At 37.7% G+C, this 15,723-nt stretch carries 12 protein-coding genes; 5 read left to right on the top strand and 7 right to left on the bottom strand.

The annotated features are described in order from the left end of the window. Window positions 1-68: 68 nt before the first annotated feature. The 4 genes from cas3f to carA form a co-directional block, all read right to left on the bottom strand. Window positions 69-3,392: a type I-F CRISPR-associated helicase Cas3f gene (gene cas3f, locus A9G45_RS00345; RefSeq protein WP_065572343.1), complete on the bottom strand. Its 3,324-nt coding sequence runs from the start codon at window positions 3,390-3,392 to the stop codon at window positions 69-71. Next, window positions 3,389-4,342 carry a type I-F CRISPR-associated endonuclease Cas1f gene (gene cas1f / locus A9G45_RS00340; RefSeq protein WP_065568270.1) on the bottom strand — a complete coding sequence of 318 codons (954 nt, stop codon included), beginning with the start codon at window positions 4,340-4,342 and terminating at the stop codon, window positions 3,389-3,391. Before cas1f ends, cas3f begins: the two co-directional genes overlap by 4 nt. 294 nt (window positions 4,343-4,636) lie before the next feature. After that, window positions 4,637-7,852 carry a carbamoyl-phosphate synthase large subunit gene (carB, locus tag A9G45_RS00335; RefSeq protein WP_065572342.1) on the bottom strand — a complete coding sequence of 1,072 codons (3,216 nt, stop codon included), beginning with the start codon at window positions 7,850-7,852 and terminating at the stop codon, window positions 4,637-4,639. Window positions 7,853-7,854: 2 nt separating this feature from the next. After that, window positions 7,855-9,015, bottom strand: coding sequence for a glutamine-hydrolyzing carbamoyl-phosphate synthase small subunit (gene carA / locus A9G45_RS00330; RefSeq protein ID WP_065568296.1), 1,161 nt, complete (start codon window positions 9,013-9,015; stop codon window positions 7,855-7,857). Between the two features lie 267 nt (window positions 9,016-9,282). Between carA and argF the strand changes: the two genes are divergently transcribed. From argF to A9G45_RS13965, 3 genes are all read left to right on the top strand, one after another. Beyond that, window positions 9,283-10,293 (top strand): ornithine carbamoyltransferase, encoded by a 1,011-nt coding sequence (gene argF, locus A9G45_RS00325; RefSeq protein WP_065568268.1) that lies wholly within the window; start codon window positions 9,283-9,285, stop codon window positions 10,291-10,293. Between the two features lie 96 nt (window positions 10,294-10,389). Then, window positions 10,390-10,887: a phosphatidylglycerophosphatase A family protein gene (locus tag A9G45_RS00320; RefSeq protein WP_065568267.1), complete on the top strand. Its 498-nt coding sequence runs from the start codon at window positions 10,390-10,392 to the stop codon at window positions 10,885-10,887. Between the two features lie 3 nt (window positions 10,888-10,890). Further along, window positions 10,891-11,193: a hypothetical protein gene (locus A9G45_RS13965; RefSeq protein ID WP_141673553.1), complete on the top strand. Its 303-nt coding sequence runs from the start codon at window positions 10,891-10,893 to the stop codon at window positions 11,191-11,193. 167 nt (window positions 11,194-11,360) lie between these two features. On the opposite strand, the gene nadK is transcribed toward A9G45_RS13965, so the two are convergent. Beyond that, window positions 11,361-12,239, bottom strand: coding sequence for an NAD(+) kinase (nadK, locus tag A9G45_RS00315; RefSeq protein ID WP_065568266.1), 879 nt, complete (start codon window positions 12,237-12,239; stop codon window positions 11,361-11,363). 156 nt (window positions 12,240-12,395) lie between these two features. Between nadK and grpE the strand changes: the two genes are divergently transcribed. Continuing rightward, window positions 12,396-12,980, top strand: a complete 585-nt coding sequence (gene grpE, locus A9G45_RS00310; RefSeq protein ID WP_065568265.1) for a nucleotide exchange factor GrpE — start codon at window positions 12,396-12,398, stop codon at window positions 12,978-12,980. Window positions 12,981-13,022: 42 nt separating this feature from the next. Here grpE and def read toward each other — a convergent pair whose 3' ends face one another. Next, a complete protein-coding gene (gene def / locus A9G45_RS00305) occupies window positions 13,023-13,535 on the bottom strand; it encodes a peptide deformylase (RefSeq protein WP_065568264.1) in 513 nt (170 codons plus the stop codon). Window positions 13,536-13,696: 161 nt separating this feature from the next. Between def and dprA the strand changes: the two genes are divergently transcribed. After that, window positions 13,697-14,800 (top strand): DNA-processing protein DprA, encoded by a 1,104-nt coding sequence (gene dprA, locus A9G45_RS00300; protein WP_218056978.1) that lies wholly within the window; start codon window positions 13,697-13,699, stop codon window positions 14,798-14,800. Window positions 14,801-14,888: 88 nt separating this feature from the next. On the opposite strand, the gene rraA is transcribed toward dprA, so the two are convergent. Next, window positions 14,889-15,380, bottom strand: a complete 492-nt coding sequence (gene rraA / locus A9G45_RS00295; protein ID WP_065568263.1) for a ribonuclease E activity regulator RraA — start codon at window positions 15,378-15,380, stop codon at window positions 14,889-14,891. Between the last annotated feature and the right edge of the window lie 343 nt (window positions 15,381-15,723).

Below are 15,723 nucleotides of genomic sequence, written 5' to 3'. Positions count from 1 at the left end.
GCACCTGACGATATTTTGTCAAAAAGTTTCAGGTAACTATGTGTTTCAGTATAAAAACAATGTTCTTTTTATCCTTTCTTTTTATAAAATCCTAAATAAGGATGAAAATACCAACTGCTATTACGATATAAGCTTACGCTACAAAATTCATTCGCTAATCGATATGGCGTTTTATTTGGGAAATATTCGGTTATTTTTGCTATGGCTTGCTCGACACTATTAACCAACCAAGGTTGAATGTTAGGATTAGCAAATGACCAGTTTTTATATTCAATTATACTATTTTGTGTATCTTTACAGCACTCATCTGGTGTTTGCCATGCGATATCTGCATAGCTAAATTGATAATCGCCATCATCATCAAGTTGGCAGATATATTCATCTTGTGTCTTATTATTCCCTCTAAATGGTGAAATCGCCTGTAAATGCACACAATGGTGATGTGCTAAATCTGGTTGCCAATAGCTGGTGACATAATTACTTTTACGGGCATGAATCGCAAACAGATTTGCCATGACCTTATGTTCTAATTCGGCGAGCGTTAGCCCATATTCAGGGCAAGACTTAATACGTGGAACCGCATCTATATTCACTAACTGATGAGCATGAATGAGTTCATTTGTTTTATGGGTTTTCAGCAAGAATAATGGCTTTTCTTCAAATCCAGGTTTAGTAAAACAGGCTTTTCCAGTACTATAATTAGCTTCAATTGCCGTTAAATTCGATCCTAATATCGCCACATTGGCCTTTTGTGCCATTTTTTGTGGTCGATGTCGCCATACTCGCCCCACTAGCTGGATAATAGAGCGCATGGATGATGGTTCAACAATTGCCCAATCATAATCATGATCACGCCCGACTTCGGTGACTGGCGTGCCGATAACAATAAAAATATGGTTTTGTTTATCGCTATCTTTGATGGCATTGATAATTTCAGGTTGATGAAATAATGCCTGTTCATCACTGCGATTTAAAATTCTATCAAGTTTTTCTTCTAGCTGGCTACGCAATAATAGCAGTTGCCGAGCATGATAAACCACGATATGAAAAGCAGTATCAGTAGGTAACTTGGTTTGGGCATAAATTTGTTCTGTAAGTGAAATAACATCTTCGGTATGGGCAAAACGCATTAAACCAATACTTACCTTTTTTTGTGATTTTTTATCTATTTGATGATGATCTTGGTGAAATTGATAAGCTTGATCTAATAATTGTTTAGCCAGCACACCATAATTGATTTTTTGGTTTTCTGTTTTATTTTCTTGGTAATTTAGTAGATCCAAAATATGCCCTTGGCGACGGATTGCACTCTGTTCTAATTGATGAATGCGCATTGCTACAAATTGTTGATGGTGATCGCTAAACGTTTTAGTATCAGCAATTGGTGATATCGACTGTTCATATTCATCAAACCAACCACATACAATGGCATTATTGGCATATTGGTTATTTTGATTCCAAATTTTTCGCCCTGCTTGGTAAGCATCAAATAATCCGGCAATTAAATCTGGTGTTAAGGTCGCCGATGACAGTAGTACTTTGCTACCAAATAACCCAGCTAAATGCACCAAGCGAGCCAGTGCAGGTAAGTCATGTTGATCAAAATCATCCGGCTCATCTAAAATCAAATCTGAAGTTAACAATCTTAACGTGGGTGCAATATATTTACCACCACGCCCACATTCACTCGCTTGAATAATATGGTCAATAGTGCATGTCACAATGGGCGCATAAAGTAATTGCCGTGCTTTACTGTCTTCGATAATCGTCCCTAATTCACAATCCGCAATACCACTTTCGGCTACATCAAGATATTCATCAAGTAACGATTCGATAGATTCACTACCTTGGTTTTCTGATTTTTTTTGAGAATCGTTTTGTTGAATTTCTTCATTACTCAATTCAAACAAGGTTTTTGTGGCTCGCCCACCCCCTAAAATTGCCAGATGTTCATCACTTAAGTGTAATCTTTCTCTTAATGCTTTACCTGTTTGCAACGTTAAAACACGTAATCCCAGTGCAATGGTAAAACGCACGCCGCGTTTAGGATTAGAAAGCGCATACATAATCCGCCCATTGGCTAAGGTTTTACCACAGCCAGTCGATGCCATATTCACGCCAAAAAAGCCACATTCATCAGATAGTTGTTGATAACTTTTGGCTAAATCAAACGCGTGATTTTGCCATTGGAATCGTTTTATAGTTGTTCGTTTGGTAAAAGGTTTATGTTGATTGATGGCAGGTAATTCGGTGATTATTTTAGGTAATAAACGAGTAAAGCGAGCCGCTAAATTAGCGACCCCAATTAAATGATCATCTAAACACTGTTTAGGCTTTTTTTGGTAATTTGTGTTGGCAATCAATATGGATTTATTTACGTCAGCTTCTTTATTTGCTAAAGACAAACTAGAATAGTTATGATCAGCCACCATTAAACCTAAGCGCGAAATATGCAATACAAACGGGTCAATAGTAGATAAGTGCATTAAAGGAATATGGTTTAGGGCTTTGGCTGCATAACGGCTTAATTTTTTAAGCCAAGGTTGGCTTAAGGTGATATCACTTTTTAGTTGCCAAAAATCGTTGGGGGAAGTGTGTTGACTATGACTATTTTTAACCCATTTATCAATTGCCTTAAATGTTTTATAAAAACTTCGGATAGTTAAACCCGATATATCAAAATCTACTTTTTGTGCATTTTTAATATCGCCCGTTAATGAGTCTGGTAAAAACGGCATTCGATGATGTGAAACAATCAGCCACGCGATCCACTGAGCCAATAAAGGCAGTTGGGTAAGATCATTTTTTTCGACTTGGGTGAGCTGTTTGTACCAATTAGGATGCTGTTGTCGATATTCAGTAAAATTCGCTAATCGATCCAATAAGGCTTCGTTGGTGGGGCAGTCTTGAATCATTAATAAAAATAATTGCAACGAAATCCATTCATGTCGATAAGGATCAGCAGCCACAGCCGTTTCTGCTCGTAATTTAGATTGAAAACCAATCGTTGCTTTACCTAAATCATGAAGTAATGCCGCTATGGTTGTGATTAATTGAATAGTGGTTGCATATTGCCAACAATTTTCGCTGTCACTGCGTAAAATATTACGCCGCGTACGGTTGGTTGGGACGCGCCCTTCTTGATTAAACTGACTGCGATCACCCACAATCCACAAAAGATCAGTTAAATTTTTACCATGTGTCCAATAGCAGGCAACCGCGGTATTTTTTCGTGCAGTTTTGCGTAACAATTTATAGAGTGTTTGTAGACCGGCTTCGGTCATTGGGCTTTGCCATGTGCGTTCTCCACAACGTTCAGCAAATTGATCGATAATCCGCCGTGTTTCGGTTAAGGCGTTCTTTTTGCATTGGCTAACAAGTAAAATGTTCATATTTGATCGGCTATCTGTTTTAAGGTATCAATAATTTTATCGAGTGCTTCTAATTGGGCAAATTGCGCAATGCACGCCATACGAAATTCTTTTTCACTATCCCCTTGTTTAGATGATAAAAAGGCTTGGGGTAATACAATGCCATCTTTGATAATATCAGCCGCATCAAAAACTAAACCACCACGCCGAGTTTTTCCGTGTAAAATAGCCAGCCCGTGGGGTAACCCCAATACCCAACAAGCCGTTGCACCAAGACCATAGGCTAAGTAGTTACCATGATCTAAAAATTGATTAGCAGGGTCATGACTTTTACCATGCGTGCCATGCTCACGCTTAAATCTATCATCTTGTAGTGTTAATTGATTTGCCATGCCATAAAGGCGTTTGCTAATTCGCCCTTCAGCGGCTAAAAGTGCTTGGCTATTATCCACATCAGTAAATTGTTGTGTTGCATCCACAAGGATTTGCTCTAATTTCGTTTTATCGATATCCCAATCAAATTTGGGCCAACATTCGCTAATAATCTTAAGCCGGGTTTGTTGCAATAACTTAGCTGCTTGTAACCGACGCTTGTCATCAAACCAAAATTGACACCAGCTTTGTAGGTATTTTGTAGGACGATATTCACTTTGTGGCGAAAAAAATTGACAGGCAAACTCTGATTCAGTTGATGAAAAAAGTGGGGTTCCGCCTCCGCCACAAAAACCAATCATGACGCCTGCACGTGAAAGCTCTCGCACGGCTGCTTGCGTTAATGACGTTCCGGTGCCTAATAAAATACAGGTAGTATTCGCTATTGGGATATTCCAATATAAAGACTGTTGCCCTTGCTCCGTCACATACTCAACACGCCCACCATTAACCAAAACACGGCAATGCTCTAAATAATAAATATTGGCACGCTTGGAATGCATGATCGTTTTTAGATCAGAGGAATGAATCATATCCATATATGATAACTTGTTAAATTAATTAAAATATAATAAATAAATTAACACGATATTGCGGAAAAAACGAGCTTTTTCTTGTAGTTGCAAGCAGTGAGTTCATTATTTTTACTTTAGCAAAGCAATCTTGATAATAAGCTTTTTCAACGTTGTTATAATTTTGCAAATCATATTCATGATGTAGCTGAGGCAGATATTTGGACGATGTCAGCAGAAAATTCACCAGCAAACTAATTTAAGTTAATCGATTATATCAGTTAATAGATTATAAAAGACGAGCATTGCTCGTCTTTTAGGCTATGGATAAAGCGCCTGTAGTGGTGTTACGTTATGCGTAGGATCGTAATCTAACGCTGCTGTTGTGGCATAAGCTGCATTCATTGTCGTATCGTAATGCACCTTATATTGAATGGCACTTCGGCGCAATATTTTGGATGCCTCAATAGCTGCTCGTCCTGATGTGGTATTAAGGATATAACTATATTCCCCATTTTTTATATGATCGTGGATATTTGGACGCCCTTCGTTTTCTTTTTTAACAATTTGGCATGGTATATCAGCTTGTTGTAGCACTTTTGCCGTCCCGATGGTGGCATCAATAGTAAATCCATGAGCAATTAATCGTTTAGCGACGACTAACAGCCTTGTTTTATCTTGGTCACGCACAGATAGTAGCGCTTTCCCTGATTTTTTCATATTTGATAAACTACCAAGTTGTGCTTTAGCAAAGGCTTCAGCAAAGGTTTTACCGATGCCCATAACTTCACCCGTTGAGCGCATTTCAGGTCCTAAGATAGGATCAACGCCACTAAATTTATTAAACGGTAATACCACTTCTTTTACTGAGTAATAAGAAGGAATGACTTCTTTAGTTACATTTTGTTGTGCCAAGGTTGTGCCTACCATGACTCGTGCGGCGATTTTAGCGAGTGGTAAGCCAGTTGCTTTTGAGACAAAAGGGACAGTGCGAGCTGCTCGCGGGTTGATTTCGATTAAATAAATCTGGTTATCTTTAACAGCAAACTGTCCATTCATTAAGCCTTTCACATCAAGCTCAAGTGCTAACTGTTTAGCCTGTTGCCTGAGTTGGTCTAAAATTTCTGAGGTTAGTGTGTGTGTAGGTAATGAACAAGCTGAATCGCCAGAGTGGATCCCTGCTTGTTCAATATGTTCCATAATACCACCAATGACAATTTGTTCACCATCAGCAATCACATCAATATCCACTTCAATGGCATCATCTAAAAAGTGATCAAGTAAGACAGGGGCATTATTCGATTCACTTACCGCTGTTTTAAAATAACGCCGTAAATCTTGCTCATTATAGACAATTTCCATTGCCCGACCACCTAGTACATAAGATGGTCTAACCACTAATGGGTAGCCGACTTTTTCCGCTTTGGTGATAGCTTCATCAATATCGGTCACCGTTGCATTGGCTGGTTGTTTTAATTTCAATTTATCGACGACTTCTTGAAAACGCTGGCGATCTTCGGCTTTATCTATAGCATCGGGTGAGGTACCAATAATGGGTAATCCAGCGACTTTAAGTGCATGAGCCAATTTTAGCGGCGTTTGTCCACCGTATTGCACAATAACGCCATTTGGTTTTTCAATATGCGCAATTTCAAGCACATCTTCGAGAGTAACTGGTTCAAAATAGAGGCGGTCAGAAGTATCATAATCAGTTGACACCGTTTCGGGGGTGCAGTTGACCATAATGGTTTCATAACCATCTTCACGTAGTGCCAATGCCGCATGTACACAGCAATAATCAAACTCAATACCTTGACCAATCCGATTAGGACCTCCGCCTAATATCATGATTTTTTTGCGGCGAAATTGAGGCTTAGCTTCGCATTCCTGTTCATAGGTTGAGTACAGATAGGCCGTGTCGGTTGCAAATTCAGCAGCACAAGTATCAACACGTTTATAAACAGGATGGATATGGTATTGATGCCGTAAATAACGAACGGCTTGTTCGGTAGAGTTGATCAGTTTTGCAATACGTAAATCAGAAAAACCTTTGCGTTTAAGTTGCCATAATTGTTCTTCATCTAACTTGCTAATTGTTTGTTGTTTTAATCGATTTTCTATTTGTACTAATTCTTCAATTTGGACTAAGAACCAGCGATCAATATGCGTTAATAAAAAGATTTCATCAAGCGTTAAACCAGCTCGAAAAGCATCGGCAATATACCAAATACGATCGGCACCCGCTTCTTGTAGTTCATAACGAATTTTGGCAATATTTTTTTCATCAGTATAATCATCAATTTTAGGATCAAACCCCGAAGCACCAACTTCAAGCCCTCGCAATGCTTTTTGTATTGATTCTTGAAAAGTGCGACCAATTGCCATCACTTCCCCAACCGATTTCATTTGGGTAGTCAAGCGATCATTACACCCAGCAAATTTTTCAAAATTAAAGCGTGGTATTTTCGTCACGACATAATCAATGGACGGTTCAAACGAGGCGGGGGTTTTACCACTAGTAATATCATTAGAAAGCTCATCGAGTGTATAACCGACTGCCAACTTAGCGGCAATTTTAGCTATTGGAAAGCCAGTCGCTTTAGAAGCTAACGCAGATGAACGTGATACCCTCGGATTCATCTCAATAACAATTAAACGCCCCGTTTTAGGGTCAACCGAAAATTGTACATTCGATCCCCCCGTTTCAACACCAATTTCACGTAATACAGCAATCGATGCATTACGCATGATTTGATACTCTTTATCCGTCAACGTTTGAGCTGGCGCAACCGTAATGGAATCCCCAGTGTGGATCCCCATGGCATCGAAATTTTCAATTGAGCAAACAATAATACAATTGTCATTCTTGTCTCGTACAACTTCCATTTCGTACTCTTTCCAACCGATTAATGATTCATCAATGAGCAGTTCATTAGTGGGAGAAAGATCGAGCCCTCGTGTACAGATTTCATCAAATTCTTCTGTATTATACGCAATACCACCACCAGTTCCGCCCATAGTAAATGACGGGCGAATAATGCAAGGAAAGCCAACTTGTTCAAGAACGGCGTAAGCTTCTTTAAGTGAATGAGCAATCCCTGAACGCGCCGTATCAAGCCCAATCTTTTTCATCGCCTGATCAAAACGTTTTCGATCTTCGGCTTTATCAATTGCCTCAGCGGTAGCACCAATCATTTCAACATTAAACTCTGTTAATACCCCTTGCTTTTCCAGCTCTAATGCGCAATTTAAAGCGGTCTGCCCACCCATAGTGGGTAAAATAGCATCAGGCCTTTCTTGCTCAATAATTTTGCGGACACAGGCCCAATGAATTGGCTCAATGTAGGTGGCATCAGCCATTTCAGGATCGGTCATAATCGTTGCAGGGTTTGAGTTAACTAAAATAACGCGATAGCCTTCTTCACGCAGCGCTTTACAGGCTTGTGCACCCGAATAATCAAATTCACATGCTTGGCCGATAACAATTGGGCCAGCGCCAATAATTAATATGCTTTTGATATCTGTTCGCTTAGCCATGCTTATTGCTCCTGCTTATAAATTTTGATTAATTCAATAAAATGGTCAAAAAGTGGTGCCGCATCATGCGGTCCCGGACTGGCTTCAGGGTGCCCCTGAAAACTAAATGCGGGTTTTTGATTATGATGAATACCTTGTAATGATCCATCAAATAGCGATTTATGTGTAACGCGTAAATGAGCTGGCAATGTCCCCTCATCTACCGCAAATCCATGATTTTGTGCGGTAATCATTACCCGATTATTTTCTAGATCTTTAACAGGATGGTTACCACCATGATGGCCAAATTTCATTTTGACCGTTTTTGCACCGCAAGCTAATGCTAATAGTTGATGCCCCAAACAGATGCCAAAGATCGGAATATCGGTTGTTAAGAACTGTTTTATTGCATCAATGGCATAGGTACAAGGTGCAGGATCACCTGGACCATTTGATAAAAACAGACCATCTGGATGTAACGCTAACACATCCTTTGCAAGTGTTTTAGCGGGTACAACCGTTAACTTGCATCCACGTTCAACTAACATCCTCAATATATTTTGTTTAACACCAAAATCATAAGCCACAACATGATATGGCAGTTCACTTTCAGGTTTTGGTGTAGGATGCTCCTGTTGTCTTGTCCAAATACCGCAAGTCCATACGTAGCTTTCCTTGCAAGTGACTTCTTTAGCCAAATCTAAACCACTTAATCCGTTATAATCTAATGCCTGTTGTTTGGCTTTTTCGGCTTTATCAAATAAAGTCTGTTTATCATTTGCGGTAATAATCACACCATGTTGCGCCCCTTTTTCGCGTAATATACGTGTTAAACGACGAGTATCAATATCAGCAATGGCAATGACATTATGTTGTTTTAAATAACTAGAAAGATCTAATTCACTGCGGTAATTGCTGGCTAATAATGGCAAATCACGAATAATCAACCCTTTTGCATAAACATGATTTGCTTCGGCATCAGCACTATTGGTGCCAACATTACCAATATGTGGGTACGTTAACGTAACGATTTGTTCACTGTAAGAAGGATCGGTCAGGATTTCTTGATAGCCAGTCATTGACGTATTAAACACCACCTCACCAACAGTTTGTCCGTTAGCACCAATGGATTTACCAATAAATTGCGAACCGTCTTGCAACATAAGGAGGGCATAAGTTTGCATGATTAAGCTACCTTTGATTAAACAACCAATAAATGTGAATAAAAATTCAATTTTATTGTTTTTAATAATACAATATTTAATCATATTATTACACTTTTTTAAACAAAAAAAGCAATATTATAAAAAATAACCAAATGACAAAATCTAAAATTTTAGACAATTCAACACATAAAAATAATATCAAATAAATCTAGAAGGTTTAACTTGAAATTGCATAATTATTCAAATAAAATCTTAACGAAATTTACCGCTTTTTAGGAGCTCAATATGTACGGTTTTTATCAACGCCATTTTTTACGTTTACTCGACTTTACTCCAGCAGAAATTAATCAATTGATTGAACTTGCTATCGCACTAAAAAAAGCCAAAAAACAAGGTAACGAAAAAAAACATTTAGTTGGTAAAAATATAGTCCTTATTTTCGAAAAAGATTCAACTCGTACCCGCTGCGCTTTTGAAGTGGGTGCGTTTGATCAAGGCGCTCAAGTCACCTATTTAGGGCCAAGTGGCAGCCAAATTGGCCATAAAGAATCGATTGCAGATACAGCGCGTGTACTTGGAAGAATGTATGATGGTATTGAGTATCGAGGTTATGGGCAAGATATCGTTGAAACCTTAGCTCAATATGCAGGCGTGCCAGTATGGAATGGTTTAACAACCGAAGCACATCCAACGCAAATATTAGCCGATTTTATGACAATGCAAGAGCATATCGGCGATCGCCCATTAAACAGTATTAAATTTGCTTATTTAGGCGATGCACAAAATAACATGGGGAATTCATTAATGGAAGGCGCGGCATTAATGGGAATGGAAATTCGATTAGTTGCCCCAAAAGCTTGCCAACCTGAAGCTGACCTTGTGCAAAAGTGCCAAGATATCGCTAAAACGACAGGAGCAAAAATTATCTTAACTGAAGAGGTTGCCCAAGGCGTTAAAGATGTTGACTTTTTATACACGGACGTATGGGTGTCAATGGGCGAACCTAAAAATGTTTGGGATGAGCGAATTAAATTATTAACGCCATATCAAGTAAATCAAAACGTGATTAAACTCACTGGTAACCCAAATGTTAAATTTATGCACTGCCTGCCTGCTTTTCATGATATCAATACCACAATTGGTAAACAAATGGCTGCACAATATGGTTTAAACAATGGATTAGAAGTGACTGATGAAGTTTTTGAATCTAAACATAGCATCGTGTTTGATGAAGCGGAAAACCGCCTACATACAATCAAAGCGGTAATGGTTGCAACATTAACCAAAGATGAATAATATTGTCATAATCAATACAAGAATGCTTAGTTAAAATAAGCAGCTAGTTTTTTGCCGGCTTAACGTCGGCATAATTTTACCTAAAAAAATGAAATTATGACAAAACAAGAACGAAATAAAGATTTTAAGAAACACCTAAAACTGACCAACCCAATCCATTTTTTAGCGGTAGGGTTAGGTAGTGGTTTATCGTCAATAATGCCAGGTACGATGGGGTCACTGATGGCTATTCCATTTTGGCTATTGTTTTATGGTTTACAACCCGTTTTGTATTGGATATTTATTTTAGTGACTTTTATTTTTGGCTGTTTTATTTGTCAAAAAACATCAGATGATACCCATACTCACGATTCAGGGCACATTGTTTGGGACGAATTTGTCGGCATGTGGATCACGCTATTTTTTATTCCTCAGCTGACTATTTTATGGGTTACTATCGCTTTTTTAGCATTTAGAGTTTTTGACATGGTAAAGCCTTGGCCTATTCGCTGGTTTGATAAACGGGTGCCAGGTGGATTTGGCATTATGGTAGATGATGTAATTGCCGCTATCTTTTCCTCATTTACTGTTTATGCGATGACATTTATTCTTTAAGAGATGAAGTGTGATTCTCGCCAAAATATAAGACAAAACTCGCCACTATCAATATATGAGCTTGTTTGCTGGCAGATCGCTTTTCGACCGAGTAAATCATTACACCGAAGTATACCCCACCCTCACGAGGGGGGAATATCCGTGATGTCGGTCATCCAAACTAGGTTGAGTTTAACAGGATTAAACGGCCTATTTAATGTATTTGGCCGTACATCATGCGATAGACTTGTGGTAAAAAAGATGAATATTATTGCTGATAATCAACAAAATAAAAACTTCAATAAAATCAATGGCTTTTCTGAATGATTTTTATCATGCTTAATTTATATTCTTTCTGATACATCATAGCCCTAGTTTCTAATATCGTACACTAAGCTTGGGGCAATTAGATGGGGTTTATGTCGCCAATAAGGCAAGGATCAATGATCTGATATTGACATGCCTATTTCTCTGAAATTTATTGACAACACAAGCTAAAACATCTTTTGTGACCATCCTAATTTGCTTGAAAGATTATTAAAATAATCATACTCCTTAGAATGAATTAAATTAAACTCATACGAAGAACGGCGAATAATCACATCTTGTGTGGGTTTGACAGGCAAAATAATTTGGCTATCACAAGCAATATTAAGATCCAGTGCTGTCGTTGGGAATTTTAAGCGGATAGCATTATCACTTTTGATCACTAATGGCCTGACCGCTAATGAATGTGGAAACATTGGTGTAATAATTAATGCATCTAAATGAGGAGCTAAAATAGGACCACCCGCCGATAGTGAATAAGCCGTAGAGCCGGTCGGTGTGGCAATAATCAACCCATCTGCTCGCTGTGAAAACGCATTGCGTTCATTAATGTAGACATCATAGTCAATCATATGTGCAACGGTATTAGGAGTAACAACAATTTCGTTGACAGCAAAACTTGAGTTAATCAAGTTACCATTATCATAAATAGACACTTCTAACAAAAAGCGGGTATCATCCTCATATTTACCAGCAATAACAGGGCTTAATTGTTCAATCACTTGTTCATGAGAAATATCAGTTAAAAAACCGAGGTTACCGCGATTGACGCCAATCACTTTGATTTTATAGTGCGATAGGCGCCTAGCTGAATGCAACATATTTCCATCTCCCCCGACAACAATAGCGAGATCGGCTTGCTCACCAATTGTTTCCAACGAAGCGTAGTGGCTAACAGAAAATTGAATGTGATTCGCTAAGCGATCTTCAACCAGCACGCGAATACCAAGTTTAACAAGCCAATCATAAAGCACTTGATGAGTTTCTATTGCTTCTAATTTACGCGGAAGCCCAATTAAGCCAATACATTTAAATGGTGTATCCATAAAATATCCTTGTTATTTTTTACATAACCATCTGTATTTTTTGATAATAATTCAAAAAATCACATATCAACATGATGATAAGCTTGTAATCATAAAAATTGCCCCCATAATAACCGTTATTCACTAAGTTTTCGACTACATTATTTGGAGTACCCTATGACAGAGCAAGATAAAAATATGTCAGAAAATGAAACTAACATTGACACACCAGTAGATGCAACAGCCGAGCAAGAAGCGCCGGCGCAACCAAATCTTGAAGAACAATTAAGTGCAAAAGACGCCCGTATTGCAGAGCTTGAACAAGCATTGCAATTAGCGAAAAAAAATGAAAGTGAAGCCATGATTCGTGCGCGAGCTGAAATTGATAATGTTCGTAAACGAGTCGAGCAAGATGTTGATAAAGCGCGTAAGTTTGCACTCGAAAAATTTTCTAACGAATTATTACCCGTTATTGATAATTTAGAACGCGCTTTAGAATCTACGGATAAAACCAATCCAGAACATAAAGCGACAGTTGAAGGATTAGAACTGACATTAAAATCATTCTTAGACACTGTCAAAAAATTTGGTATTGAAGTGATTAATACCGAAGATTCTCAATTAAACCCTGATATGCATCAAGCAATTAGCATGGTTGAATCACCTGAACATCAGTCAGGACAAATTGTTAATACCATTCAGAAAGGCTATACCTTAAATGGCCGTTTAATTCGCCCTGCCATGGTTATTGTCGCTAAATAGCTAAGCGTAATGAGTTTAACCGCCAAGTACTGGCGGTTAATTTTATTTACTGCGTTGCTCTTCTCGGGCAAGTTTTTTCATTTTTTGTTCGATTCGTTGGCGTTTTAATGGTGAAAGATAATCGACAAAAAGCTTACCTTTTAAGTGATCCATTTCGTGTTGAATACAAATAGCCAATAGATCATCAGCGTCAATTTCGTAAGGATTGCCATTACGATCAAGTGCTTTAATTTTAATCTTTTCAGCTCTTGGCACAAAACCACGGCAATCAGGTACCGATAGACAGCCTTCCTCAATACCTGTTTCACCTTCTTGGCTAATGACTTCTGGGTTGATAATCACATAAACGTGGCTTTTGTCTTCTGATACATCAATTACGATAATTTGCTCATGCACATCGACTTGGGTAGAAGCCAGGCCAATACCATTTTCGGCGTACATGGTTTCAATCATGTTGTCAATAATGGTTTGTAACTCTGGTGTAAATTTGGTAACAGGCTTAGCAACTTTGCGAAGTCGCTCATCAGGAAAACGTAATACTGGTAAAATAGCCATAAATTATTCGATCTACTCCTCAAATTTCGGGTTTATTCCATCTATTATTCATTGTAAACATTTATCATACTGATGAATAGCCCTTGTTGGCTATTGATAAAATATATCTTATCAATTCAAGATATGACGCCTGTTTAAGCTGTATATAAAAAAGGGTTATGATGAGTAAATATGAATTTTTATTACGAATTTCAATGCTTAGATATGGAAAACGAGCCATTTTTGAAAAAATTATGCAACTTTTTGCTAACGGTTTACCTAGTAGCATAAAAGATGTCTCTCTTCTATTAAATAAACTAGGATTATCAGACATTCAATTAGCGCTTTTTTATGAAACATCATACCTACATTTTGAGCCAATACTTGAATGGTTAGATTCACCTTTTCCACCAAAATATCTTATTGCCTATTGCGATAATGATTATCCCTTACTACTTAAGCAAATTGATTCTCCGCCTTTATTATTATTTGTTTTAGGTAATCGGCAGTTATTAGATTCTCCTCAATTGGCAATGGTGGGCAGTCGCGAATTTAGTGAATACGGAGCACAATGGGGGCGATATTTTGCTGGTGAACTAGCTATGAATGGTTTAACTATAACTAGTGGTCTGGCATTAGGGTTAGATGCAATTTGCCATCGTGGTGCGCTTGAAGTATCTGGCCCGACTATTGCAGTTCTAGGCAGTGGATTAGCCAAGATTGCCCCAAGATCAAATTTAAGCTTAGCCAATGATATTTTGTCACAAGGTGGCGCCATTGTTTCTGAATTTCTACCATTTGAAAAAGCCAGATCAGTCTATTTCCCTCGTCGAAACCGAATTATTAGCGGATTAAGTTTAGGTACTTTTGTGATTGAAGCATCAGAAAAAAGTGGTTCACTAATTACAGCACGCTATGCACTTGAACAAAATCGCGATGTCTTTGCCTTACCTGGCGATATTGATAATGAAAACTGTAGTGGAACTCATTATTTAATTAAACAAGGCGCTTATTTGGTTTCTAAGCCTACTGATATTTTAGAGCATTACTATAACTATTTATCAGTAGTAAATAACTCGCTTAATTCAATTAAAGAAGCACCAAGCCATTCTATTTTGTACCCGGAAATTTTTGCTGTGATTCACCACCAACCTATTCCTATTGATATTATTGCTCAGCAAGTCAATTTACCGATTTCCGAAGTGACAACGAAATTATTAGATATGGAATTAGAGGGACTGATTAAAACAGTAACTGGCGGTTATATTCGTAATCGAATAATTTAGCATTAACAAAATCCTTGTTAAAAATTTTAGAAAAGTGCGCATTTAAATATAAAACCCGCCGATAGGCTTCGGCGGTATAGGTTATTTTTTATTTATCTTCAATTTCGAGCGCAATTTCAGATAAAATAATACCAGTGTTATCAGCATAGATAAAATCACCAGAAAAGAAAGTTACGCCACCAAAGTTAACTCGAATATCGATTTCACCTATGCCTTGATCTTCAGCGCCAACTGGAATTGCTGCCAGCGCTTGAATACCAATGTCAGCTTCAGCTAGGTGATCAACTTGACGAACAGCGCCATAAACAATAATCCCTTCCCACTGATTTTGAACGGCAATATCGATTAGCTCTGCATCAATTAATGCACGACGAACAGAACCACCACCATCAATAACAAGTATTTTACCTGAACCGTCCGATTGTAAAATTTCGTATAGTAGCCCGTTATCTTCAAAACATTTAACTGTTACAGCTTGACCTGAAAATGATGTCACACCGCCAAAATTACTAAATATTGGTTCAACAACGTTAACATCTTCTGGGTAATAATCGCAAAGAACTGAAGTATCAAACTCCATTATCAAGTCTCCTTTTGCTGTGGTATATAAGTTTATTTAGTATAACGCGAATACAAGTAAAACGATATTAAATTTAAATAAACAAATGCTAATTCAAGATAATTCTCAAACAATAAAATAAATTAACCAATAAAACAAGCCGAACTGCTTGTACTAAGCTTGTACCACTCTTATACTAATCAAAAGTTATTAACGATCAATTTAAATCATCATAGCAATATTTAATATCAATCAGTAAAGCCAATAACAATAAGCTACTGGATTTATATTTTATATTATTGATAATCTATTGATTATTATATTTTTCTATATTTAGACGTTGAGTTTTTAAAAAATTTTCTTA

The sequence above is a fragment of the Gilliamella sp. HK2 genome (genome assembly GCF_001690265.1).
GTDB classification, from domain to species: domain Bacteria; phylum Pseudomonadota; class Gammaproteobacteria; order Enterobacterales; family Orbaceae; genus Gilliamella; species Gilliamella apicola_C.
The sequence above is the reverse complement of the archived record's forward strand: the minus strand, read 5'-3'. Positions and strand labels throughout refer to the sequence as shown.

What these genes read in the sequence shown, in the direction of transcription:
- nadK (WP_065568266.1), bottom strand. Translation starts at nt 12,239, where the DNA reads ATGGATACACCATTTAAATGTATTGGCTTAATTGGGCTTCCGCGTAAA.
- def (WP_065568264.1), bottom strand. Translation starts at nt 13,535, where the DNA reads ATGGCTATTTTACCAGTATTACGTTTTCCTGATGAGCGACTTCGCAAA.
- carA (WP_065568296.1), bottom strand. Translation starts at nt 9,015, where the DNA reads ATGCAAACTTATGCCCTCCTTATGTTGCAAGACGGTTCGCAATTTATT.
- cas3f (WP_065572343.1), bottom strand. Translation starts at nt 3,392, where the DNA reads ATGAACATTTTACTTGTTAGCCAATGCAAAAAGAACGCCTTAACCGAA.
- grpE (WP_065568265.1), top strand. Translation starts at nt 12,396, where the DNA reads ATGACAGAGCAAGATAAAAATATGTCAGAAAATGAAACTAACATTGAC.
- carB (WP_065572342.1), bottom strand. Translation starts at nt 7,852, where the DNA reads ATGGCTAAGCGAACAGATATCAAAAGCATATTAATTATTGGCGCTGGC.
- rraA (WP_065568263.1), bottom strand. Translation starts at nt 15,380, where the DNA reads ATGGAGTTTGATACTTCAGTTCTTTGCGATTATTACCCAGAAGATGTT.
- dprA (WP_218056978.1), top strand. Translation starts at nt 13,697, where the DNA reads ATGAGTAAATATGAATTTTTATTACGAATTTCAATGCTTAGATATGGA.
- argF (WP_065568268.1), top strand. Translation starts at nt 9,283, where the DNA reads ATGTACGGTTTTTATCAACGCCATTTTTTACGTTTACTCGACTTTACT.
- A9G45_RS00320 (WP_065568267.1), top strand. Translation starts at nt 10,390, where the DNA reads ATGACAAAACAAGAACGAAATAAAGATTTTAAGAAACACCTAAAACTG.
- A9G45_RS13965 (WP_141673553.1), top strand. Translation starts at nt 10,891, where the DNA reads ATGAAGTGTGATTCTCGCCAAAATATAAGACAAAACTCGCCACTATCA.
- cas1f (WP_065568270.1), bottom strand. Translation starts at nt 4,342, where the DNA reads ATGGATATGATTCATTCCTCTGATCTAAAAACGATCATGCATTCCAAG.